This window comes from Streptomyces sp. NPDC048257, from assembly GCF_043201855.1.
Taxonomy (GTDB): domain Bacteria; phylum Actinomycetota; class Actinomycetes; order Streptomycetales; family Streptomycetaceae; genus Streptomyces.
In genome coordinates this window covers 113747-136639 of sequence record NZ_JBICZI010000007.1, presented here as the reverse complement: position 1 = coordinate 136639, position 22893 = coordinate 113747, and the positions used below count along the sequence as shown (strand labels likewise).

The 22893-nt window shown below is 71.0% G+C and carries 22 protein-coding genes; 12 read left to right on the top strand and 10 right to left on the bottom strand.

What is annotated here, in order from left to right; genetic code table 11:
- Positions 1 to 60 precede the first annotated feature (60 nt).
- Complete coding sequence (locus ACGFZK_RS17460; RefSeq protein ID WP_393849839.1) at positions 61 to 900, top strand: HAD family hydrolase; 840 nt, start codon at positions 61 to 63, stop codon at positions 898 to 900.
- 407 nt (positions 901 to 1307) lie between these two features.
- Here ACGFZK_RS17460 and ACGFZK_RS17455 read toward each other — a convergent pair whose 3' ends face one another.
- Positions 1308 to 2129: an oxidoreductase gene (locus tag ACGFZK_RS17455; protein ID WP_393849732.1), complete on the bottom strand. Its 822-nt coding sequence runs from the start codon at positions 2127 to 2129 to the stop codon at positions 1308 to 1310.
- 109 nt (positions 2130 to 2238) lie between these two features.
- Here ACGFZK_RS17455 and ACGFZK_RS17450 point away from each other — a divergent pair, with 109 nt between their 5' ends.
- Positions 2239 to 3261 (top strand): ATP-binding protein, encoded by a 1023-nt coding sequence (locus ACGFZK_RS17450; protein WP_393849731.1) that lies wholly within the window; start codon positions 2239 to 2241, stop codon positions 3259 to 3261.
- On the opposite strand, the gene ACGFZK_RS17445 is transcribed toward ACGFZK_RS17450, so the two are convergent.
- Positions 3215 to 4522 (bottom strand): hypothetical protein, encoded by a 1308-nt coding sequence (locus tag ACGFZK_RS17445; RefSeq protein ID WP_393849730.1) that lies wholly within the window; start codon positions 4520 to 4522, stop codon positions 3215 to 3217. The genes ACGFZK_RS17450 and ACGFZK_RS17445 overlap by 47 nt on opposite strands.
- A 235-nt stretch (positions 4523 to 4757) precedes the next feature.
- On the opposite strand from ACGFZK_RS17445, the gene ACGFZK_RS17440 reads away from it, so the two are divergent.
- The 6 genes from ACGFZK_RS17440 (at position 4758) to ACGFZK_RS17415 (ending at position 12789) form a co-directional block, all read left to right on the top strand.
- Positions 4758 to 7190, top strand: a complete 2433-nt coding sequence (locus ACGFZK_RS17440) for a SulP family inorganic anion transporter (protein ID WP_393849729.1) — start codon at positions 4758 to 4760, stop codon at positions 7188 to 7190.
- A 159-nt stretch (positions 7191 to 7349) separates the two neighbouring features.
- Positions 7350 to 9347, top strand: coding sequence for an acetate--CoA ligase (gene acs, locus ACGFZK_RS17435; protein ID WP_393849728.1), 1998 nt, complete (start codon positions 7350 to 7352; stop codon positions 9345 to 9347).
- A 195-nt stretch (positions 9348 to 9542) separates the two neighbouring features.
- Positions 9543 to 10976, top strand: a complete 1434-nt coding sequence (gene nhaA, locus ACGFZK_RS17430) for a Na+/H+ antiporter NhaA (RefSeq protein WP_393849727.1) — start codon at positions 9543 to 9545, stop codon at positions 10974 to 10976.
- A gap of 60 nt (positions 10977 to 11036) precedes the next feature.
- Positions 11037 to 11495: a phage holin family protein gene (locus ACGFZK_RS17425; RefSeq protein ID WP_393849726.1), complete on the top strand. Its 459-nt coding sequence runs from the start codon at positions 11037 to 11039 to the stop codon at positions 11493 to 11495.
- Positions 11492 to 12451 carry an alpha/beta fold hydrolase gene (locus tag ACGFZK_RS17420; protein WP_393849725.1) on the top strand — a complete coding sequence of 320 codons (960 nt, stop codon included), beginning with the start codon at positions 11492 to 11494 and terminating at the stop codon, positions 12449 to 12451. The genes ACGFZK_RS17425 and ACGFZK_RS17420 overlap by 4 nt, the downstream gene beginning before the upstream one ends.
- 164 nt (positions 12452 to 12615) lie before the next feature.
- Positions 12616 to 12789 carry a hypothetical protein gene (locus ACGFZK_RS17415; RefSeq protein ID WP_393849724.1) on the top strand — a complete coding sequence of 58 codons (174 nt, stop codon included), beginning with the start codon at positions 12616 to 12618 and terminating at the stop codon, positions 12787 to 12789.
- Between the two features lie 30 nt (positions 12790 to 12819).
- On the opposite strand, the gene ACGFZK_RS17410 is transcribed toward ACGFZK_RS17415, so the two are convergent.
- The 3 genes from ACGFZK_RS17410 to nth all read right to left on the bottom strand — a co-directional run bounded on the left by ACGFZK_RS17410 (position 12820) and on the right by nth (position 15714).
- Complete coding sequence (locus tag ACGFZK_RS17410) at positions 12820 to 14022, bottom strand: MarP family serine protease (protein WP_393849838.1); 1203 nt, start codon at positions 14020 to 14022, stop codon at positions 12820 to 12822.
- A 13-nt stretch (positions 14023 to 14035) separates the two neighbouring features.
- Positions 14036 to 14758: an NUDIX hydrolase gene (locus tag ACGFZK_RS17405; protein ID WP_393849723.1), complete on the bottom strand. Its 723-nt coding sequence runs from the start codon at positions 14756 to 14758 to the stop codon at positions 14036 to 14038.
- 98 nt (positions 14759 to 14856) lie between these two features.
- Positions 14857 to 15714, bottom strand: coding sequence for an endonuclease III (gene nth / locus ACGFZK_RS17400; RefSeq protein WP_393849722.1), 858 nt, complete (start codon positions 15712 to 15714; stop codon positions 14857 to 14859).
- 269 nt (positions 15715 to 15983) lie between these two features.
- Here nth and ACGFZK_RS17395 point away from each other — a divergent pair, with 269 nt between their 5' ends.
- Together ACGFZK_RS17395 and ACGFZK_RS17390 are read left to right on the top strand one after the other, a co-directional pair.
- Positions 15984 to 16658 (top strand): Crp/Fnr family transcriptional regulator, encoded by a 675-nt coding sequence (locus tag ACGFZK_RS17395; protein WP_003981529.1) that lies wholly within the window; start codon positions 15984 to 15986, stop codon positions 16656 to 16658.
- Between the two features lie 121 nt (positions 16659 to 16779).
- On the top strand, positions 16780 to 17586 hold the full coding sequence (locus tag ACGFZK_RS17390) for a nucleotidyltransferase domain-containing protein (protein ID WP_393849721.1): 807 nt from the start codon (positions 16780 to 16782) through the stop codon (positions 17584 to 17586).
- Between the two features lie 18 nt (positions 17587 to 17604).
- On the opposite strand, the gene ACGFZK_RS17385 is transcribed toward ACGFZK_RS17390, so the two are convergent.
- The 5 genes from ACGFZK_RS17385 to ACGFZK_RS17365 all read right to left on the bottom strand — a co-directional run bounded on the left by ACGFZK_RS17385 (position 17605) and on the right by ACGFZK_RS17365 (position 20499).
- Positions 17605 to 17904 carry a hypothetical protein gene (locus ACGFZK_RS17385; protein WP_393849720.1) on the bottom strand — a complete coding sequence of 100 codons (300 nt, stop codon included), beginning with the start codon at positions 17902 to 17904 and terminating at the stop codon, positions 17605 to 17607.
- Entirely contained in the window at positions 17901 to 18746 is an 846-nt protein-coding gene (locus tag ACGFZK_RS17380) for an MBL fold metallo-hydrolase (RefSeq protein WP_393849719.1), read from the bottom strand. The genes ACGFZK_RS17385 and ACGFZK_RS17380 overlap by 4 nt, the downstream gene beginning before the upstream one ends.
- Positions 18743 to 19651, bottom strand: coding sequence for an NUDIX hydrolase (locus ACGFZK_RS17375; protein WP_393849718.1), 909 nt, complete (start codon positions 19649 to 19651; stop codon positions 18743 to 18745). Before ACGFZK_RS17375 ends, ACGFZK_RS17380 begins: the two co-directional genes overlap by 4 nt.
- A gap of 216 nt (positions 19652 to 19867) precedes the next feature.
- Positions 19868 to 20341: a RidA family protein gene (locus ACGFZK_RS17370; RefSeq protein WP_393849717.1), complete on the bottom strand. Its 474-nt coding sequence runs from the start codon at positions 20339 to 20341 to the stop codon at positions 19868 to 19870.
- Complete coding sequence (locus tag ACGFZK_RS17365) at positions 20338 to 20499, bottom strand: DUF4177 domain-containing protein (protein ID WP_007264966.1); 162 nt, start codon at positions 20497 to 20499, stop codon at positions 20338 to 20340. Before ACGFZK_RS17365 ends, ACGFZK_RS17370 begins: the two co-directional genes overlap by 4 nt.
- A gap of 144 nt (positions 20500 to 20643) precedes the next feature.
- Between ACGFZK_RS17365 and ACGFZK_RS17360 the strand changes: the two genes are divergently transcribed.
- Together ACGFZK_RS17360 and ACGFZK_RS17355 are read left to right on the top strand one after the other, a co-directional pair.
- Entirely contained in the window at positions 20644 to 21627 is a 984-nt protein-coding gene (locus tag ACGFZK_RS17360; RefSeq protein ID WP_393849716.1) for an ArsA family ATPase, read from the top strand.
- Positions 21624 to 22892 (top strand): ArsA family ATPase, encoded by a 1269-nt coding sequence (locus ACGFZK_RS17355; protein ID WP_393849715.1) that lies wholly within the window; start codon positions 21624 to 21626, stop codon positions 22890 to 22892. The genes ACGFZK_RS17360 and ACGFZK_RS17355 overlap by 4 nt, the downstream gene beginning before the upstream one ends.
- Position 22893: the final 1 nt, after the last annotated feature.

Sequence of the window (22893 nt, the reverse complement as noted above, 5' to 3'; positions counted from 1 at the left end):
ACGCGCCACACCTTACGCCGAATGGTGGGCGCATATGCTCGGGGCGTGGAAAATCAGCCCTTGCCGCACTCCTCGCCTCGCACCGCAGCCTTCTTCGACCTGGACAAGACGGTCATTGCGAAGTCGAGCACCTTGACGTTCAGCAAGTCCTTCTACCAAGGCGGCCTGATCAACCGGCGAGCCGTGTTGCGCACCGCGTACACGCAGTTCATCTTCCTGGCCGGCGGCGCCGACCACGATCAGATGGAACGGATGCGGGAGTACCTGTCCGCCCTCTGCAAGGGTTGGAACGTGCAGCAGGTCCGGGAGATCGTCGCGGAGACCCTGCACGACCTCATCGACCCGATCATCTACGACGAGGCCGCGTCCCTGATCGAGGCCCACCACACCGCGGGCCGCGACGTGGTGATCGTGTCCACCTCCGGCGCGGAGGTCGTCGAGCCGATCGGGGAGATGCTCGGCGCCGACCGGGTCGTCGCCACCCGCATGGTCGTGGGTGACGACGGCTGCTTCACCGGCGAGATCGAGTACTACGCCTACGGGCCCACCAAGGCGGAAGCCGTACGCGAACTCGCCGAGTCGGAGGGGTACGACCTCACCCGGTGCTACGCGTACAGCGACTCGGCCACCGACGTCCCGATGCTCGAAGCCGTCGGACACCCGCACGCCGTCAACCCCGACCGGGCGCTGCGGCGGGAGGCCGTGGCACGCGAGTGGCCGGTCCTGGTGTTCAACCGGCCCGTGCGGCTGAAGCAGCGCCTCCCCGGGCTGTCCATGCCGGCCCGGCCGGCCCTGGTCGCCGCGGCCGCCGTGGGAGCGGCAGCCGCCACGGCCGGGCTGGTCTGGTACGCGAGCCGCCGCCGCGCCCACGCACTCGCCGCCGCCGCCACCTCTGCCTGAATGTCCCGACCTGCACGGATAAAGACTGTCCGGTTCGCCCTCGATCGCCCCGGAAAGTAAAAAACCGGAGCCAGGGGTTTCGCATGGCTCCGAAGCGGAGTACAAATAAAGCAACGGCCCGCGAGACCAAAGAACATCCGAGAGGATCATCTTTAAAACGCAGCAAGGCCCACGGACCGAAGCATGAGCGCCGAGCACCCACGCGACGTCGACCCGTCGATTACGGGCCAGCCGCACCAGGTAACGGGCAAAGACCCCGACCTGATGGGCATATATCGAGGACGCTTGGTAACTGGACGCAAGTGCCAGCGGCGACACCAAAGCAAGACGGTGTCGCCGCAACCCATGTCCGGGGCCCGCAGGCCCCTGTCGGCAGGCCCCCCTGGCGCCAGGGGCGGGAAAGACGATCAGGCGGCGCCGCGCTGCAGCGCCTCGCAGACCGCCGTCGACTCGCGGACACCCAGCTCGATCGCCCGGCCGCAGTGCGCGATCCAGGCCGCCATCCCCTCGGCCGTCCCGGAGACATAGCCCTCGAAGGCGGCCAGGTAGGCGTCCCTGCCCTGCTCTGCGTGGCCGACCTCCGCCGGGCAGATCGCCTTCGGGTCCAGACCGCTGTTGATCAGGACGATCCGCTCGGCCGCCCGTGCCACCAGCCCGTTATACGAGGCGAACGGACGCAGGGCCAGCAGTTCGCCGTGCACCACCGCCGCCGTGATCAGGGCCGGTGCGGAGCCGCCCGCGATGATCAGACGGGACAGTCCGCCCAGCCGGCCCGCCACCTCCTCGGCGCTCGGCAGCGGGAGTTCCACCAGAGGCTCCACCACCGGCTCGCCCGCCAGCCGCGGCCGGCCCACCACATCGCCGTCGGCCGTCGACCCGCACGCCACCAGGTGCAGCCGCGCCAGGACCCGTAGCGGCGACTGGCGCCAGATGCTCAGCAGCTGGCCGGCCTCCGCCGTGAGCCGCAGCGCCGCGCCCACCGTAAGCGCCTCCGGCTCCGACCCGAAGTCGGTCCGGCGGCGCACCTCCTCCAGCGCCCAGTCCGCACCGGACAGCGCCGCGCTCCCACGGGCGCCGCGCAGGGCGGCCTCCGAGGTGATCTCGCCGCTACGTCGGCGCATCACGCGGTGCCCGTAGACCCGGTCCACGGCCTTGCGTACGGAATCCACGGACTCGGCCACACCCGGGAGCCCGGCGAGAGGGGCCAGCGGGTCAGAAGCGCTACTCATAAGTAGGGAGCCTACGCACTGTGCACCCATAGCACCGACCCCTCCTTGGAGTGGTCTTCTTCACTCACCTTGACAACACCCTGCTACTGACCCACTACGCTTGGTGAACATGAAGATCGCTTTCGTGGGAAAGGGCGGCAGCGGCAAGACGACCCTGTCCTCCCTCTTCATCCGCCACCTCGCCGCCAATGAAGCCCCTGTCGTCGCGGTGGACGCCGACATCAACCAGCACCTGGGCGCCGCGCTCGGACTCACCGAGGACGAGGCCGCCGAACTGCCCGCCCTGGGCGCGCACCTGCCCCTGATCAAGGAGTACCTGCGGGGCTCCAACCCGCGCATCGCGTCGGCCGACACGATGATCAAGACCACCCCGCCCGGCCGCGGCTCGCGCCTCCTGAGCGTCACCGAGGACAATCCGGTCTACGAGGCCTGCGCGCGCACGCTCCTGCTCGACGGGGAGCCCGTACGCCTCATGGCCACCGGTCCGTTCACCGAGGCCGACCTGGGTGTGGCCTGCTACCACTCCAAGGTCGGAGCGGTCGAGCTCTGCCTCAACCACCTCGTCGACGGCCCGGACGAGTACGTGGTCGTCGACATGACGGCCGGGTCCGACTCCTTCGCCTCGGGCATGTTCACCCGATTCGACGTGACCTTCCTGGTCGCCGAACCGACCCGCAAGGGCGTCTCCGTCTACCGCCAGTACAAGGAGTACGCACGGGACTTCGGGGTCGCGCTCAAGGTCATCGGCAACAAGGTGCAGGGACCCGAGGACATCGAGTTCCTCCAGGACGAGGTGGGCGAGGACCTGCTGGTCACCGTCGGGCACTCGGACTGGGTCCGGGCGATGGAGAAGGGCCGCCCGGCCCGCTTCGAACTGCTGGAGGCGTCCAACCGGTTCGCCCTGCAGGAGCTCCAGGACGCCGCCGACGACTCGTACGCGCTCCGGGACTGGGCCCGCTACACCGAGCAGATGGTGAACTTCCACCTCAGGAACGCGCAGAGCTGGGGCAACGCCAAGACCGGGGTCGACCTGGCGGACCAGGTCGACCCCGATTTCGTCCTGCGCGAAGGGGTGGAGGCGCTCGTCAGCCCTCGTCCCCACTCTCCTCAGCCGGCTCCGCAGCCGGCTTGACGCCCGCGGGGGCGGCCGGCGCCGCCGGCGGCCCCGCGGTCAGGAACTTCGCCCAGCCCTCCTTGGGCGTCTCGCCGACGTCGAGGGTGCGCATCCACTCGAGGGCCTTCGGGTCCTGTGCGTCCAGCCAGTCCACCAGCTCCCGGAACGGGACGCAGCGGACCTCCTTCTGGGTGCACATGGTCTTGATGGACTCCTCGACGGCGCGCATGTAGGTGCCGCCGTTCCAGGACTCGAAGTGGTTGCCGATGATCAGCGGCGCGCGGTTGCCCTGGTAGACGCGGTCGAAGGCCTGCCGCAGGCCGTCGCGCATCTGGTCACCCCAGTACACGTGCTGCGAGGGGTCGCCCTGTGAGGTCGTCCCGGACTGGTTGACCATGTAGTTGTAGTCCATGCTCAGCGTGTCGAAGGCGCGTCCCGGCATGGGCACCAGCTGGAGCGGGACGTCCCAGAGCCCGTCCGTCTTCTTGGGCCAGATCTGCTTGCTGATGCCGCTGGAGTCGTAGCGGAAGCCCATGTCCTTGGCCGCCAGCATGAAGTTCTTCTGGCCTTCGAGGCAGGGGGTGCGGGCGCCGATGAGCTCCTTGTCGTAGTTGAAGGGGAGCGCCTCCATGCTCTTCAGGCCGGAGTTGGTCTTCCAGTTCTTGACGAAGGACTTGGCCTGGTTGATCTCGCTCTTCCACTCGTCCACCGACCAGGTGCCGACCCCTCCGTCGGGGCCGCAGAAGTGCCCGTTGAAGTGGGTGCCGATCTCGTTGCCCTCCAGCCAGGCCGCGCGGACTTGGGTGGCGGTGTCCTTGATGCCCTGGAGGTCGCCGAAGCCGATGTCGGAGCGGCCGGGCGAGTGCTGGGGAGCGGTGTAGAGGGAGCTCTTCTCCTCCGGGAGCATGTAGACGCCGCTGAGGAAGTACGTCATGCGGGCGTTGTACTTCTTGCCGACCTCGCGGAAGTGCGAGAAGAGCTTCTGGCTGTCCTCGCCGGCTCCGTCCCAGGAGAACACCACGAACTGCGGCGGCTTCTCGCCGGGCTTCAGCTTCTGCGGCTTCTGCACGTTCGGCTGCGTGCCGGTGTACGCGGTCGAGCCGTCGCCGATGGGCCGGTTGACGCTGCCGGGCGCCTCGGGAACGGCGGCTCCCTTCAGCGCGTTCGGGGACCCGGGAGCCGGGGACTTGGCGGGTTCCGAGGCGCTGCACCCGGCGACTCCCAGGACCAGCGCCGTGGCGGCCAGGCCGCCGGCGATCTTCTTCGTGGCGGCGATCATCCGCCCCACCTCTCCCTCGCAGTTCCATCGCAGGACTTCCGCGTCGCAACGTCCCATGCGGTCTGCTTTGAGGAAGGTATGACAAGCCGTACAAAATGCTTAATCACTCTTGAGTGGTAATTCGTACGCTATTTGCCCGTATTATTCACCGTTCGCCTTTACTCCCCATTACCATCCATTTACCGAGTGTTGAGACTCCCGCCGCTTCATCCCTCCCCCGAGGAGACGGGACCCGATGACAGCCACCTCCCTCACGCGCAAGACCCAAGAGATCCGCAAGGACCTTCCCGCGGATCTCTCCGCCTCCATCGCCGTTTTCCTGATCGCCCTGCCCCTCTCGCTCGGCATCGCCCTGGCCACCGGCGCCCCGCTCCAGGCGGGGCTGGTCGCCGCGGCGGTCGGCGGGATCGTCGCCGGGCGGCTCGGCGGTGCTCCGCTCCAGGTGAGCGGTCCCGCCGCCGGACTCACCGTGGTCACCGCCGAGTTGATCCAGCACTACGGATGGCGCACCACCTGCGCCATCACCGTGCTCGCCGGCCTGTGCCAGCTCGGCCTCGCCGCGCTGCGCACCGCCCGGTCGGCGCTGATGGTCAGCCCGGCCATCGTGCACGGCATGCTCGCGGGCATCGGCGTGACCATCGCGCTGGCCCAGCTGCACATCGTGCTCGGCGGCACACCTCAGAGCAACGCCGTGGCCAACGTCCTCGGGCTGCCCGGCCAGTTGGCCGATCTGCACCCGGTCGCACTCGGCGTCAGCGTGCTCACCCTGCTCGTCCTGCTCGGCTGGACCCGAATGCCCGGGCGGGTGGGCCGCGCCCTGCGCAAGGTGCCCGCGGCCCTCGCCGCCGTCGCGACGGCCACCGCCGTCGCCGCACTGGGCGGGCTCAGCCTGCCCCGGGTGGACCTGCCGTCCTGGCGCAGCCACGCCCTGCCCGAACTGCCCGAGGGCCCGGTCCTCGGTCTCATCGCCGCCGTACTGACCATCACCCTGGTCGGCAGCGTGGAGTCACTGCTCTCCGCCGTCGCGACCGACAAGCTGATCGCCTCCGAACGGCGCACGGGCAATCGCCCCCCGCGCGCCGACCTCAACCGCGAACTGCGCGGTCAGGGCGCGGCGAACATCGTCTCCGGCGCACTGGGCGGACTGCCCGTCACGGGCGTGGCCGTCCGGAGCGTGGCGAACGTCAAGTCCGGTGCGGCCAGCCGGAAGTCGGCCATGCTGCACGGCTTCTGGGTGCTGCTCGCGGCCGGGCTGCTGGTCCCGGTCCTCGACCTGATCCCGCTCGCCGCGCTGGCGGCCCTGGTGATGGCGGTCGGCGTGCAGATGGTCAGCATCACGCACCTGCGCAGTGTCACCCGGCACCGGGAGATCCTCGTCTACGCCACGACCATCGTGGCCGTGGTGCTCGGCGGTGTCCTGGAGGGCGTGGCCATCGGTATCGCGGTGGCCGTCGCGCTGGCCCTGCACCGGCTCGCCCGGACGCGGATCACCTCGGAGCTGCTGGACAGCGGGGTCCACCGGGTGCGGGCGCGCGGGCAGTTGACCTTCCTCGCCGTGCCCCGGCTGAGCCGGGTGCTGAATCAGATTCCGCACGACGGGCACGCGGTGATCGAGCTGGACGGCTCGTTCATGGACCACGCGGCCTACGAGACGCTGCACGACTGGCAGGAGTCCCACCTGGCGCACGGGGGCTCGCTGGAGGTGACCGGCCGCGCCGGATCGGCCGCGCGACTGCCCGGCTCCGCTCCCGCAGACGAGCCCGACGCAGCCGAGCAGGCCGACGGAGGCCACCACGCGGACCGTTCCCGCCGCGCGCCGCAGCGCGGGACACACCAGTGCTGCCGGCCCTGGACCCCGTGGCAGAACCACTGCGACCACCGCCCCGCGGGCACCCGTACCATCACTGCCGCGGACGCGGCCGCCGCTGCGGCCACCGACGCGCAGGTGGAAGCGGAGGCCGCAGCGGAGCAGGCGGCCTCGCCCACGCCCCGACGGCGCGGCGCGGGTCAGCTGGCGAACGGAATCAGCGCCTTCCAGCGCGACACCGCACCCCACGTGCGGGACGAGCTGGCCCGGCTTGCCCGCGAGGGGCAGCGGCCCTCCCAGCTCTTCCTCACCTGCGCGGACTCCCGCCTGGTGACCAGCATGATCACGGCCAGCGGCCCCGGCGACCTGTTCACGGTCCGCAATGTCGGCAATCTGGTCCCGCTGCCCGGCGCGGAGTCCACGGACGACTCCGTCGCCGCCGCCATCGAGTACGCCGTGGACGTGCTGCAGGTGGACAGCATCACGGTGTGCGGGCACTCGGGCTGCGGGGCCATGCAGGCTCTGCTCAGTTCCGCGCCCGGGGCCCCGATGACCCCCTTGCGCCGCTGGCTCAAGCACGGGCTGCCCAGTCTGGAGCGGATGGCCAGCCGCCACCACGCCTGGGCCCGGATCTCGGGGCGGCTCCCGGCGGACGCCGTGGAGCAGCTGTGCCTGACCAATGTGGTGCAGCAGCTGGAGCACCTGCGGGCCCACGAATCGGTGGCGAGGCGGCTCGCCGAGGGCACCCTGGAGCTGCACGGGATGTACTTCCACGTGGGTGAGGCGCAGGCGTATCTGCTGTCGGAGGGCGAGGACTTCTTCGACTGCCGCGTCTTCGACAGCGTGGGCCAGCACGCCTGAACCGATACCCTCCCGTATTCGTGCAATCGTTTGGCCCCTTCCCGCCCCTGTAGCGGGGAGGGGCCATTCGCACTCCGTTCCCGCGCGGACCGAGTCGTGATATAGGTCTAAACCAATTCTCGGCTACCCCTTGTCACCTGGGCCGCTGACTGATGAGCTATGCCCGGGGACACAACGGACACCCTGGGAAAGGGAGATGTCGTGAGCAATGAGAGCCTGGCCAATCTGCTCAAGGAGGAGCGGCGGTTCGCACCGCCCGCCGATCTGGCCGCCGCCGCCAACGTGACCGAGGCTGCGTACACACAGGCCGACGCGGACCGGCTGGGCTTCTGGGCCGAGCAGGCCCGGCGGCTGACCTGGGCCACCGAGCCGACCGAGACGCTCGACTGGACGAACCCGCCCTTCGCGAAGTGGTTCGCGGACGGCAAGCTCAACGTCGCGTACAACTGCGTGGACCGCCACGTGGAGGCCGGCAACGGCGACCGCGTCGCCATCCACTTCGAGGGCGAGCCCGGCGACAGCCGCGCGATCACCTACGCCGAGCTCAAGGACGAGGTCTCCAAGGCCGCCAACGCCCTGACCGAGCTGGGTATCGAGGACGGCGACCGGGTCGCCGTCTACCTGCCGATGATCCCCGAGGCGGTCGTCGCGATGCTCGCGTGCGCCCGTATCGGCGCCGCGCACTCGGTGGTCTTCGGCGGCTTCTCCGCCGATGCCGTCGCCTCCCGCATCCAGGATGGCGACGCCAAGCTGGTCATCACCGCCGACGGAGGCTACCGCCGCGGCAAGCCCACCGCCCTGAAGCCCGCCATCGACGAGGCCGTCGCCAAGTGTCCGCAGGTCGAGCACGTGCTCGTCGTGCGCCGCACCGGCCAGGACACCGCCTTCACCGAGGGGCGCGACCTCTGGTGGCACGACCTGATCGGCCGCCAGTCCGCCGAGCACACCCCGCAGCCGTTCGATGCCGAGCACCCGCTCTTCATCCTCTACACCTCGGGGACCACGGGTAAGCCGAAGGGCATCCTGCACACCTCCGGCGGCTATCTCACGCAGACCGCGTACACCCACCACGCGGTCTTCGACCTGAAGCCGGAGACCGACGTCTACTGGTGCACCGCCGACATCGGCTGGGTGACCGGGCATTCCTACATCGTCTACGGGCCGCTCGCGAACGGCGCCACCCAGGTGATGTACGAGGGCACCCCCGACACCCCGCACCAGGGCCGGTTCTGGGAGGTCGTCCAGAAGTACGGCGTCACCATCCTCTACACCGCGCCCACGGCCATCCGTACGTTCATGAAGTGGGGCGACGACATCCCCGCGAAGTTCGACCTGTCGAGCCTGCGCGTACTGGGCTCGGTCGGCGAGCCGATCAACCCCGAGGCCTGGATCTGGTACCGCAAGCACATCGGCGGCGACCGCTGCCCGATCGTGGACACCTGGTGGCAGACCGAGACCGGCGCGATGATGATCTCCCCGCTGCCGGGCGTCACCGCCACCAAGCCGGGCTCGGCCCAGCGGGCCCTGCCCGGAATCTCCGCCACCGTCGTCGACGACGAGGCGCACGAGGTCCCGAACGGCGGAGGCGGCTACCTGGTCCTCACCGAGCCGTGGCCGTCGATGCTGCGCACCATCTGGGGCGACGACCAGCGGTTCATCGACACCTACTGGTCGCGCTTCGAGGGCAAGTACTTCGCGGGCGACGGCGCCAAGAAGGACGACGACGGCGACATCTGGCTGCTCGGCCGGGTGGACGACGTGATGCTGGTGTCCGGCCACAACATCTCCACCACCGAGGTCGAGTCGGCGCTCGTCTCGCACCCGTCGGTCGCCGAGGCGGCCGTGGTCGGCGCCAACGACGAGACCACCGGTCAGGCCATCGTGGCCTTCGTCATCCTGCGCGGCACCGCCTCCGAGACCGAGACCCTGGTCTCGGAGCTGCGCAACCACGTGGGCAGCACGCTCGGCCCGATCGCCAAGCCGAAGCGGATCCTGCCGGTCCAGGAGCTGCCGAAGACCCGCTCGGGCAAGATCATGCGTCGTTTGCTCCGCGACGTCGCGGAGAACCGCGCGGTCGGTGACGTCACCACGCTGGCCGACTCCTCCGTCATGGACCTGATCCAGAGCAAGCTCCCGGCCGCCAGCAGCGAGGACTGAGACACACCGAAAGGGGCACCCGGCGCGGCGCGCCGAGTGCCCCTTTCGCGCTTAAAGTGATGATCACCGGATACGTCCTCGTGTGCACCCTGTAACGTATTCAAAGCGTAAAGAAAGACCACAGGGTGCGCCGGGAAGTCTGGTCGGCAATGAGTTCCGCCATGCCGTCCAACCGTCCCCCGGAGGTGTCCCCTCGTGGCCGCGCCCAGCCCCACCGACCCCCAGCGCCGCAAGCTGCTCGACCGCCTCTCACTGCCCGAGAGCCGTTTCGTGGCCGACGCCCTGCGCACCGAGACCGTCGGCGGCGTCCTGCTGCTCCTGGCCGCGATCGCCGCCCTCCTGTGGGCGAACATCCCCGCCATCTCCGACAGCTACTCCACCGTCGCGTCCTTCCACATCGGCCCCGCGTCCCTCGGCCTGGACCTCTCGCTCCAGCACTGGGCGGCCGACGGGCTCCTCGCCCTCTTCTTCTTCGTCGCCGGAATCGAGCTCAAGCGCGAACTCGTCGCAGGCGATCTGCGCGACCCCAAGGCGGCCGCGCTCCCCGTGATCGCCGCCGTGTGCGGCATGGCCGTACCCGCGCTGGTCTACCTGCTCGTCAACGTGCTCGGCAACGGCTCCACGGACGGCTGGGCCGTCCCGACCGCCACCGACATCGCCTTCGCGCTCGCCGTCCTCGCCGTCATCGGCACCTCGCTGCCCTCGGCCCTGCGCGCCTTCCTGCTGACCCTCGCGGTCGTCGACGACCTCTTCGCCATCCTGATCATCGCGGTGTTCTTCACCAGCGACCTCGACTTCCTCGCGCTCGGCGCCGCCGTCGTGGGCCTGGCCCTCTTCTGGTTCCTGCTCCACCGGGGCGTCCGCGGCTGGTACGTCTACGTACCGCTCGCCCTGGTCATCTGGGGCCTGATGTACAACAGCGGCGTCCACTCCACCATCGCCGGCGTCGCCATGGGCCTGATGCTCCGCTGCACCCGCCGGGAAGGCGAGGAGTCCTCCCCCGGCGAGCACATCGAGCACATCGTGCGGCCCCTGTCGGCCGGGCTCGCCGTGCCCCTCTTCGCCCTGTTCTCCGCCGGCGTCTCCCTCTCCGACGAGGCCATCGCCCAGGTCTTCACCCGGCCCGAGACCCTCGGGGTGGTACTCGGCCTCGTCATCGGCAAGACCGTGGGCATCTTCGGCGGCACCTGGCTGGCCGCCCGCTTCACCAGGGCCGAACTGAACGAGGACCTCGCCTGGCCCGACGTGCTCGCCGTGGCCTCGCTCGCCGGCATCGGCTTCACCGTCTCCCTGCTGATCGGCGAACTCGCCTTCACCGACGACCCGGTCCTCACCGACGAGGTCAAGGCCGCCGTCCTGATCGGCTCCCTGATCGCCGCCGTGATCGCGTGCGTGATGCTCAAGCTCCGCAACCGCAGGTACAAGGCGCTCACCGACGCCGAGGAGCGCGACGAGGACCACGACGGCATCCCGGACATCTACGAGGAGGGCAACCCCGAGTACCACCTGCGGATGGCGAAGATCTACGAGGACAGGGCCGCGGAACACCGCCGCAGGGCCGAGGACACGGCCGCCACCGCCCTCCAAACAGCAGCCGGGTCCACCACCGAGGGCGACCGTCCGGCATGATCTGACTGACGACGCAGGACAGCCGCGCCGACCGGCAGCAGACGACAGAGGGAGAGAGCGATGAGCGCAGTGGACCAAGAGGCGCAGGGAGCCGAGCGCACACTCGGCCAGCTGGTCGCCTCGGCCACCGCCGAGATGTCCGCGCTGGTGCACGACGAGATCGCCCTCGCCAAGGCGGAGATCCGCGAGGACGTCAAGCGCGTGGGCAGCGGCTCCGCCTCCATCGCCGTCGCAGGAGTGTTCGCGGTCTTCTCCCTCCCGGTGCTGACCTTCGCCGCGGCGTACGGGATCCACAACCTCGGGCTCGGGCTCGCGTGGTCCTTCCTCATCGTCGGCGGCGCGTTCCTGCTGATCGCGGGCGTGCTCGTGCTGATCGCCGTACGCAAGTTCAAGAAGGTCAAGCCGCCGGAGAAGTCCATCGCCTCGGTCAAGCAGACCGCCGCGCTGGTCGGGACCGTCAAGCCGCACCCGCGGCCGGTGAGTGACAAGGCTGTGGGTGTGGCACGCTCGTCCTCATGACAGCGCCCACGCCGGACTCCAGCGTTCCACCCACAGCTGCCACGGCGGTACGGCTCGACCTCCCCGGCGGGCAGGCGGTGACGCACCGGGACGTCGCCGCCAACGGCGCACGTTTCCACGTCGCCGAGCTCGGTGACGGGCCGCTCGTGCTGCTGCTCCACGGCTTCCCGCAGTTCTGGTGGACCTGGCGGCACCAGATGGCCGCGCTCGCCGACGCCGGGTACCGGGCGGTCGCGATGGACCTGCGCGGTGTGGGCGGCAGCGACCGCACCCCGCGCGGCTACGACCCCGCCAACCTGGCGCTGGACATCACCGGGGTCGTACGGTCCCTCGGCGAGCCGGACGCCGCCCTCGTCGGGCACGACCTGGGCGGGTACCTCGCCTGGACGGCGGCCGTGATGCGGCCCAAGCTGGTGCGCCGGCTCGTCGTCTCGTCCATGCCGCACCCGCGCCGCTGGCGCTCGGCGATGCTGTCGGACTTCGGGCAGACGCGGGCGAGTTCACACATCTGGGGCTTTCAGCGGCCGTTCGTTCCCGAGCGTCAGCTGGTCGCCGACGGCGGAGCCCTCGTGGGGGAGCTGATCCGGGACTGGTCGGGGCCGCGGCCGCCCGAGGACGAGGATCTGGCCGTGTACCAGCGGGCCATGTGCATCCCGTCCACGGCGCACTGCTCGGTCGAGCCGTACCGCTGGATGATGCGGTCGATGGCGCGGCCCGACGGGATCCAGTTCAACCGGCGGATGAAGCGGCCGGTGCGGGTGCCGACGCTGCATCTGCACGGTTCGCTCGACCCGGTGATGCGGACGCGGAGCGCGGCCGGTTCCGGGGAGTACGTCGAAGCCCCGTACCGGTGGCGGCTGTTCGACGGGCTCGGGCACTTCCCGCACGAGGAGGACCCGGTCGCCTTCTCGTCCGAGCTGGTGAACTGGCTCAAGGACCCCGAACCGGACCGCTGACGGCACGTCGGGTCAAAAGCCTTGACCCGACCGGCGACCAGCCCCTGAACGGGCGGCAGTTCATTCGTGCGCTTGTCCTACGAGCATTCAATTGCCCGGCGCATAGGCCAATTGGCCGCCCCTGACGGGATTACGGACCTTGGGGCCCGGGCAGAGCTCGGAGTATGAGCTGGACGCACGACTACGGTGACACCGCGCACGAACGCCGCTCGGCAGCTACGCCGGGCACCCACGAGAGGGCCGGCCGGTACGGCCACGACTCCCGCCTCGGGATTCCGCTCATCCTGCGCCGACGGGCCCGCTGGGTCTCCGCGCGCCTGCGCCATCCACGGACGTAGGGACCGCAGGGGCCCGGCAGGAGCGGCGTCTCAGAGGGCGCAGCCCTGGCTGTCGACCCGGCGTACGGCGTCCTTGCCGATCCGGATGTCGTCGCGGATCTCGTCCACCGTCAGCACGTAACCGGTGTTGGGGTCGTCGAGGGACTTCGCGAAGACGACTCCGTACACCTTGCCGTCGGGTGTCAGCAGCGGTCCGCCGGAGTTGCCCTGGCGGACCGTCGCGTACAGCGAGTAGACGTCCCGCCGGACAGTACCGCGGTGGTAGATGTCCGGGCCGTTGGCGTTGATGCGGCCGCGGACGCGGGCCGAGCGGACGTCGTACGCGCCGTTCTCCGGGAAGCCTGCGACGATCGCGTCGCTGCCGCTCGCCGCGTCCTTCTCGGAGAACTCCAGCACCGGGGCCTTCAGCTTCGGCACGTCCAGGACGGCGATGTCGCGCGCCCAGTCGTAGAGCACGACCTTGGCGTCGTACAGCCGGCCCTCGCCGCCGATCTGCACGGTCGGCTCGCCGACCCCGCCGACGACGTGCGCGTTCGTCATCACCTTGCCGGGCGCGAAGACGAAGCCCGTGCCCTCCAGCACCTTGCTGCAGCTGGGCGCGGTGCCGACGACCTTCACGATCGAGCGCTTGGCCTGCTCGGCGACGGGGCTGCTGGCGAGCGCCGGGTCGGGCGCGCTCACCTCGGTGATGGGCTCGTTGGAGAACGGGCTGAACACCTGTGGGAAGCCGTTGCGCGCGAGGGTGGAGCTGAAGTCCGAGAACCAGGTGTTCGCCTGGTCGGGCAGCACCCGCGACACGCCGAGGAGGACCTTGGAGTTACGGACCTCCTTGCCCAGGGTGGGGAGCGAGGTGCCGGCGAGCGCAGAACCGATCAGCCAGGCCACCAGCAGCATCGCGACCACGTTGACCAGGGCCCCGCCGGTCGCGTCGACCGCGCGCGCCGGTGACCAGGTGATCTGACGGCGGAGTTTGCTCCCGAGGTGGGTGGTCAGGGCCTGGCCGATCGAGGCACAGATGATGATCACGACCACGGCGATCACGACGACCGTGGTGGACACCTGGGTGCCGTTGTCCGTCACCCGGTCCCAGATCAGAGGGAGCAGGGACACGGCGACGAGACCACCGCCGAGGAATCCGATCACCGACAGGATGCCGACGACGAACCCCTGGCGGTAGCCGACGATCGCGAACCACACGGCGGCGAGCAGCAACAGGATGTCCAGCACGTTCACGTGGGTCACCGTCTCATGCGCGCCAGTCGAGCGGGACCTGCCGCGAGCGGTCCCATGGGCGTTCCCAGCCTGCGAAGTGCAGGATCCGGTCGATCACTCCGGCGGTGAAACCCCAGACCAGAGCCGATTCGACGGTGAATCCCGGCCCCAGGTGGCCGCGCGGGTGGACGGTCATGACCCGGTGTTCGGGGTCGGTGAGATCGGCCACGGGAACCGTGAAGACCCGGGCCGTCTCGGCCGGGTCCACGGCGCCGACCGGGCTGGGGGTGCGCCACCAGCCGAGGACCGGGGTCACGACGAACTCGCTGACCGGGATGTAGAGCCGGGGCAGCACGCCGAAGAGCTGGACACCGGAAGGATCGAGTCCGGTTTCCTCTTGGGCCTCGCGCAGCGCGGCCCGCAGCGGGCCGGTGGTGTGCGGATCGCCGTCCTCCGGATCCAGCGCGCCGCCGGGGAAGGACGGCTGGCCCGCGTGCGAGCGCAGGGTGCCCGCCCGCTCCATCAGGAGCAGCTCGGGGCCGCGGGCGCCCTCCCCGAAGAGGACGAGCACGGCGGACTGCCGCCCACGGCCGTCCTCGGGCGGCAGGAACCGGCTCAGCTGCCCCGGCTGGACGGACCGGGCGGCCTCGACGACGGGGTCGAGCCAACCGGGCAGGCCGTCGGTGGTGACGACCGGGCCGCCGCCCTCGAGGCCCTCCATCGTGGCCTCGGTCTCGTCCCGCGTACCGCGCGTCATAGGCACCCCTGTCCGCGTTGTCCTGTGCAACGCCGTCTCCCACACCGCCAACGCGGTCCAGGTACCGATTCGTTCCTAAGTCCCCGTGTGATTGGTGCCTACGCGCCCGGATCCGCCACGGCGCCGCCGCCCAGCGGCGGAGCCGGGAGGCCCGGGTAGTCCGGGGGCGGGGTCAGCCGCTGGCCCGGCTGGCCGCCCTTCTCGTACTTGAGCAGCTTCTTCGCCTTCTCCGGGTCGGTCTCGCCCTCCCCGTACGCCGGGCAGAGCGGGGCGATCGGGCAGGCCCCGCAGGCGGGCTTGCGCGCGTGGCAGATCCGGCGGCCGTGGAAGACGACCCGGTGCGAGAGCATCGTCCACTCGCTCTTCGGGAAGATCGCACAGATCTCCGCCTCGACCTTCTCCGGGTCCTCCTGCCCGGTCAGCTTCCAGCGGCGCACCAGCCGCCCGAAATGGGTGTCCACGGTGATGCCCGGGACACCGAACGCATTGCCGAGGACCACGTTCGCCGTCTTGCGGCCCACTCCGGGCAGCGTCACCAGGTCCTCGATCCGGCCCGGCACCTCCCCGCCGAAGTTGTCCCGCAGGGCCTGCGAGAGGCCGAGCAGGGACCTCGACTTGGCCCGGAAGAACCCGGTCGGCCGGATGAGCTCCTCCAGATCCTCCGGGGCGGCCGCAGCCATGTCCTCGGGGGTCGGATAGGCGGCGAAGAGGGCCGGGGTCGTCTGGTTCACCCGCAGGTCGGTGGTCTGGGCGGACAGCACCGTCGCGACGAGCAGCTCGAAGGGATTGCGGAAGTCGAGCTCCGGATGGGCGTACGGGTAGATCTCGGCCAGCTCACGGTTGATGCGGCGCGCCCTGCGCACCATGGCCAGGCGCGATTCCGGCCTGGCCGACTTCGGTTTCTTGGCCGAAACTTTGCCCTGAGGGGTGGCCGCGACCCTCGCGGACGTCTTCACTGGGACATGTTCGCCCACGGCTGAAATTGGGGGCTCCGTCACTCCGGCGGACCCCTTGGCCTGTGCTCTCACCGGCTTATTGGACACCCGGCCAGCCTAAGGCCGGCCGCTGACACCCGCCCGGACCTCAGGTAACACCACTCCGATTGGCCTCTGGCCGCACAGCACGCCCGTCCGTCCGGCATCCTTGTGATTGATCGCACTGTTTGAGCCGTCCGGCAAAATGGGGAGCACGGTCCCCTGAGCTGGTCGACATAGGAGAGAGACTCGTGGACGACGTTCTGCGGCGCGCCCCGCTCTTCGCGGCGCTCGATGACGAGCAGGCCGCGGAGCTCCGCGCCTCCATGGGCGAGGTGACCCTCGCACGCGGTGACGCCCTGTTCCACGAGGGCGACCCCGGCGACCGGCTGTATGTCGTGACCGAGGGCAAGGTGAAGCTCCACCGCACCTCCCCCGACGGTCGCGAGAACATGCTGGCCGTCCTCGGCCCCGGCGAGCTGATCGGCGAGCTGTCGCTCTTCGACCCGGGCCCGCGCACCGCCACCGCCACCGCGCTGACCGAGGTCAAGCTCCTCGGCCTCGGCCACGGTGACCTCCAGCCCTGGCTCAATGCCCGGCCCGAGGTCGCGACCGCGCTGCTGCGCGCCGTCGCCCGCCGCCTGCGCAAGACCAACGACCAGATGTCCGACCTGGTCTTCTCCGACGTCCCCGGCCGTGTGGCGCGGGCGCTCCTCGACCTGTCGCGCCGCTTCGGCGTGCAGTCGGAGGAGGGCATCCACGTGGTGCACGACCTGACGCAGGAGGAGCTCGCACAGCTCGTCGGCGCCTCGCGCGAGACCGTGAACAAGGCCCTGGCCGACTTCGCGGGCCGCGGCTGGCTGCGCCTGGAGGCCCGTGCGGTCATCCTGCTGGACGTGGAGCGCCTCGCGAAGCGGTCCCGCTGACCGTCGGCCCACAGCCGTTCGAAGGGGTCCTGCCCGACCGGGCAGGGCCCCTTCGCGTTTCCGGGCCCGTGCCCGGCGTTGGCTCGGCCGCCCCGGACGGGCGGCGGGGCACAGTGGAGCCATGGAGCACAGAGGGCTGGACGCGTACGGGTACTTCGAGCGGGAGGGGTCGCTCGGGAGGGTGCAGGGCGAGTTCAGGGGGGTCGTGGCGGCCGCGCGGACACGGACCGCCGAGGCGTACGGGCGGCGGCTGCACAGCGCGTACCTCTACGGGTCCGTGCCGCGCGGGGCGGCCCGGCCCGGGCGGTCGGACCTGGACCTGCTCCTCGTACTGCACCACGAGCCCTCCGGCGAGGACCGCGACACCGCCGAGGTGCTCGCACGCGGGCTCGACGAGGACTTCCCGGAGATCGACGGGGTCGGCATCCTGCTCCAGGACAAGGCCGCCGTGCTGAGCGAGGCGGAACGATTCGACCTGGGCTGGTTCCTCGCCTGCCTGTGCACCCCGCTGCTCGGCGCGGACCTGGCCGAGCACCTGCCGCGCTACCGCCCGGACGGCCTGCTCGCCCGCGAGACCAACGGGGACCTGGCCGACGTACTGCCCGCGTGGCGGACGCGGGTGCGGGAGGCGTCCACCCCGGAGGAGTACCGGAAGCTGAGCCGCCTCTTCTCGCGGCGTCTGGTGCGCACCGCCTTCACGCTGGTCATGCCCCGGTGGGGCGGCTGGACCAGCGACCTCGGCGAGTCCGCGGAGATCTTCGGCATGTACTACCCGGAGCGCGCGGCCCAGGTGCGGGCCGCGGCCCTCGTGGCGCTGGAGCCGGTGGCGGACCCGGAGCTGCTGCGCTCGTACGTCGAGGACCTCGGGCCCTGGCTCGCGGACGAGTACACCGCCCGGCACGGCACGAAGGCGCCGCGCGAACGCTGAGGGCGTCCGGGGCCGGCCTCAGGACTTCCCGGCCTCCGCGAGGGCGTCGACGGCCAGCTTGGCCTCCGCCAGGCCCGCGCCGGTGATCCGGCGGTACTCCTTGATCGCGGAAATCTGGCGGTCGGCCCGGAGCAGGGCGCGTACCTCGTCCATGCCGGCCGGCTCCGGCTCCTCGATGCCGAAGTGGTCCAGCACCAGGGCCAGGCGGCGCTCCATCCGGTCCGCCTTGTGCTGCAGGCTCTGCACCCGCAGGGTCACCGTCGAGGTGATCCATCCGGCCGTTGCCACCAGCATGACCAGCAGGAACACGGTGTTCATTCGGGTCCTCCAGGGATGAGTCCGTGATCTTGAAGGTACTCCAGCTGCGCCCGAACGGACCACTCAGCGGCCGGCCACAACGAGCGGTCCACGTCCGCGTAGACCTGGGCGACGACCGCCTCCGGTGTCACGAAGCCGTTCTCGACGGCGGTCTCGACCTGGGCGAGCCGGTGCGCGCGGTGGGCCAGGTAGAACTCGACGGCGCCCTGCGCGTCCTCCAGGACCGGCCCGTGGCCCGGCAGGACGGTGTGCACCCCGTCGTCCACGGTGAGCGAGCGCAGCCGGCGCAGGGAGTCCAGGTAGTCGCCCAGGCGGCCGTCGGGGTGGGCGACGACGGTCGTGCCGCGCCCCAGGATGGTGTCCCCGGTCAGCACGGCCCGGTCGGCGGGCAGGTGGAAGCAGAGCGAGTCGCTGGTGTGGCCGGGGGTCGCCACCACGCGCAGCTCCAGCCCGCCGGTGCGGATCACGTCCCCGGCGGCCAGGCCCTCGTCGCCGAGGCGCAGGGCCGGATCCAGGGCGCGGACCTTCGTACGGGTGAGCTCGGCGAACCGGCCCGCGCCCTCGGCGTGGTCGGGGTGGCCGTGGGTGAGCAGGGTGAGGGCGATCCGCTTGCCCGCCTGCTCGGCGGTGGCGATGACCGCCCGCAGGTGTATGTCGTCCAGCGGGCCGGGATCGATCACGACGGCGAGGTCGGACCCCGGCTCGGACACCAGCCAGGTGTTGGTGCCGTCCAGGGTCATCGCGGAGGCGTTGGGGGCCAGGACGTTCACCGCGCGGGCGGTCGCGGGCCCGGAGGTGACGACTCCGCGGGGCTGTCCGGGCAATGCGGCGGCATCGGTCATGCGGGGCCTCCGGGACGTCCGAGGTGGACGCGCTTGGTGAACTCGTCGTGCCCCGGCCAGCTGAGCACCAGCTCGCCGTCCTCCAGCGAGGCCTGGGCCAGGATCGCGGTGAGGTCCTGACCGGAGGCGGCGGCCAGTGCGCCTGCGGCGCTCCCGTACGGCTCCAGGGACCGCAGGGTGGAGATGGTGGGCGGCATCATCAGCAGCTCGCCCTCGTCGTATCCGGCGGCCGCCTCGGCCGGGCGGATCCACACGGTCCGGTCGGCCTCGGTGGAGGCGTTGCGGGTGCGCTGGCCCTCGGGGAGGGCGGCGACGAAGAACCAGGTGTCGTAGCGGCGCGGCTCGAACTCGGGGGTGATCCAGCGCGCCCAGGCCCCGAGCAGGTCGGAGCGCAGCCGCAGGCCGCGGCGGTCGAGGAACTCGGCGAAGGACAGCTCCCGCGCGACGAGGGCCAGCCGGTCGGCCTCCCAGTCGTCTCCGGTGGTGTCGCCGACGATCGTGTCCGGGGTCTGCCCGGCGAGCAGGACGCCCGCCTCCTCGAAGGTCTCCCGTACGGCGCCGCAGACGATCGCCTGGGCGGTGAGGGGGTCGGTCCCGAGCCGGGCCGCCCAGTCCTCGCGGGAGGGACCCGCCCAGCCGACCTGGTGCTCCTCGTCGCGGGGGTCGACCCCGCCGCCCGGATAGGCGTACGCGCCCCCGGCGAAGGCCATGGAGGCCCGCCTGCGCAGCATGTGCACGGCGGGGCCGTCGGGGGTGTCGCGCAGGAGCATCACGGTGGCCGCGCGCCGCGGCTCCACCGGGACGAGCGAGCCGTCCGCGAGCGCGCGGATGCGGTCGGGCCACTCCGGCGGGTACCACTGGCCTCCGGCGGGGGGCTGCTGCTGACCATGCTGACCATTCGGCATGGCCGGATGCTACGGCCATCCGGCCCGATGTTCGAGGGTCCCCCGGCGCGAGCGGCCCTCACGGGCCCGCCCAGGCCGTCCCGGGCGGAGCCGGTCCCGGCGGCCCGGTCCGGCGGGCCCGTCCCCGGCGGCCCGTTCGGGGGCGCCACGCAGGACGGGCCGGGAACCGCGCTGCACGCGCGACCCGGCCCGTCCCCGCGGAACCGCCCCGAGGGGTCAGGCTCCGGCGACCAGCTCGACCTGGATCTCGACCTCGACCGGGGCGTCCAGCGGCAGGACCGCCACGCCGACCGCGCTGCGGGCGTGCACGCCCTTCTCGCCGAGGACCTCGCCCAGCAGCTCGCTCGCACCGTTCAGCACGCCCGGCTGGGCCGTGAAGTCGGGGGCGGAGGCGATGAAGCCGACGACCTTCACGACGCGCGCGATCTTGTCGAGGTCACCGACGACGGACTTGACGGCGGCCAGGGCGTTCAGCGCGCAGATCGCCGCCAGCTCCTTGGCCTGCTCCGGCGAGACCTCGGCGCCGACCTTGCCGGTGACCGGCATGCTGCCCTTGACCATCGGGAGCTGGCCCGCGGTGAAGACGTACGCGCCCGACCGCACGGCCGGCTGGTACGCGGCCAGCGGCGGGACGACGCCCGGAAGCGTCAGGCCGAGCTCGGCCAGCTTCGCCTCGACTGCACCGCTCATGCCTTCTCCCGCTTGAGGTAGGCCACGAGCTGCTCGGGGTTGTTCGGGCCGGGCACGACCTGGACGAGCTCCCAGCCGTCCTCGCCCCAGGTGTCCAGGATCTGCTTGGTGGCGTGAACCAGCAGCGGGACCGTCGCATATTCGAACTTCTTGGTCATGGGAGCGAGGGTAGTGCCTGTGGTGCGGGGCGCATGCCGCCCCCGCAGCCGTCGGCCGGGCGTAACGGAGCTCACCCCCCGAACACTCCGGCAGAACCACCCGGCACCACCGGAGTCGAACCGGAGGAATTAGGCTCGGACGCTGTGAGCAGGCTCCAGGTGGTCAGCGGCAAGGGCGGCACCGGCAAGACCACGGTCGCCGCAGCACTCGCGCTTGCCCTCGCACGCGAGGGCGGCCGGACTCTTCTGGTGGAGGTCGAGGGCAGGCAGGGGCTCGCGCAGCTCTTCGGCGCCGAGGCACTCCCCTACGAGGAACGGAAGATCGCCGTGGCGCCCGGCGGGGGCGGTGAGGTCTTCGCGCTCGCCATCGATCCCGAACGGGCCCTGCTGGACTACCTCCAGATGTTCTACAAGCTCGGCTCGGCCGGCCGCGCGCTCAAGAAGCTCGGCGCCATCGACTTCGCGACGACCATCGCCCCCGGACTGCGCGACGTACTGCTCACCGGCAAGGCGTGCGAAGCGGTGCGGCGCAAGGACAAGGCCGGCCGGTACGTCTACGACCACGTGATCATGGACGCTCCGCCGACCGGGCGGATCACCCGGTTCCTGAACGTCAACGACGAGGTGGCGGGCCTGGCCCGGTTCGGGCCGATCCACAACCAGGCCCAGGCCGTCATGAAGGTCCTCAAGTCCCCCGAGACGGCCGTGCACCTGGTCACCCTCCTGGAGGAGATGCCCGTCCAGGAGACCGCGGACGGCATCGAGGAGCTGCGCGGGGCCGGGCTGCCCGTCGGACGGGTCGTCGTCAACATGGTCCGGCCTCACCACCTGGACGAGGACACCCTGCGCACCGCGGCCGGCGACCACCGCGCCGAGGTGGCCAGGGCCCTGTCCCGGGCGGGCCTCGGCGGCGCGCGCCGCGGCGGGGTGGCCGAGCGGCTGGTGGACCCGCTGCTCGCGCAGGCGGCCGAGCACGCGGGCAGGGTGGAGCTGGAGCGCGCGCAGCGCACCGTACTGGCGGGGCTGGACCTGCCGACGTACGAACTGCCCCTGCTCGGCGCGGGGATGGATCTGGCCGGGCTGTACGCACTGGCCAAGGAATTGCGGAAGCAGTCGGTGGCCGAATGAGCGAGGGGGTGGACACCGTGGGCATGGACACTCCGCCGCGGCTGGCGGTCGACCGGCTGTTGGACGACCCGGAGACCCGGATCATCGTGTGCTGCGGGGCGGGCGGGGTCGGCAAGACCACGACGGCCGCGGCGCTCGGCGTACGGGCGGCCGGGCGCGGGCGAAAGGCCGTCGTGCTCACCATCGACCCGGCGCGGCGGCTCGCGCAGTCGATGGGGATCGACTCGCTGGACAACACCCCGCGCAAGGTGGGGTCCGTGGGGGCGGGCGACGGCGAACTGCACGCCATGATGCTGGACATGAAGCGGACCTTCGACGAGATCGTCGAGGCGCACGCGGACGGCGAGCGGGCCCGGGCCATCCTCGCCAACCCCTTCTACCAGTCGCTGTCGGCCGGCTTCGCGGGCACGCAGGAGTACATGGCGATGGAGAAGCTGGGGCAGCTGCGGGCCCGGGACGACTGGGACCTGATCATCGTCGACACTCCGCCGAGCCGGTCCGCGCTGGACTTCCTGGACGCGCCGAAGCGGCTCGGGTCCTTCCTGGACGGGAAGTTCATCCGGGTGCTGATGGCTCCGGCGAAGGTGGGCGGCCGGGCCGGGATGAAGTTCCTGAATGTCGGTATGTCGATGATGACGGGCACCCTCAGCAAGCTGATGGGGGCCTCGCTGCTGAAGGACGTCCAGACCTTCGTGGCCGCGATGGACACGATGTTCGGCGGCTTCCGCACGCGCGCGGACGCGACCTTCCGGCTGCTCCAGGCTCCCGGCACGGCCTTCCTGGTGGTCGCTGCGCCCGAACCTGACGCGCTGCGCGAGGCCGCGTACTTCGTGGAGCGGCTGGCCGCGGAGAGCATGCCGCTGGCCGGTCTGGTACTGAACCGGGTGCACGGCAGTGGCGCCGACCAGCTGTCCGCCGAGCGGGCGTTGGCCGCCGCAGAGAATCTTGAAGAAGGCGGCATTGTCGATCAGGAGTCCGGGAAAGCTGGACTTCGTGACTCGGGCGACGCGGAACCCTCCGGCACGGAACCGTTGGGAACCGGCGACACCGCGGTCGTCGACCGGATCACGGCAGGACTGCTGCGCCTGCACGCCGAACGAATGCAGGTGATCGCGCGTGAGCAGCGCACTCGCGATCGCTTCACCTCACTGCACCCCGAAGTGGCGGTGGCGGAAGTGGCCGCCCTGCCCGGCGATGTGCACGACCTCGCCGGGCTACGGGCCATCGGAGAACGACTCGCGGCCGGGGTACCGACCGGAGCGTAGG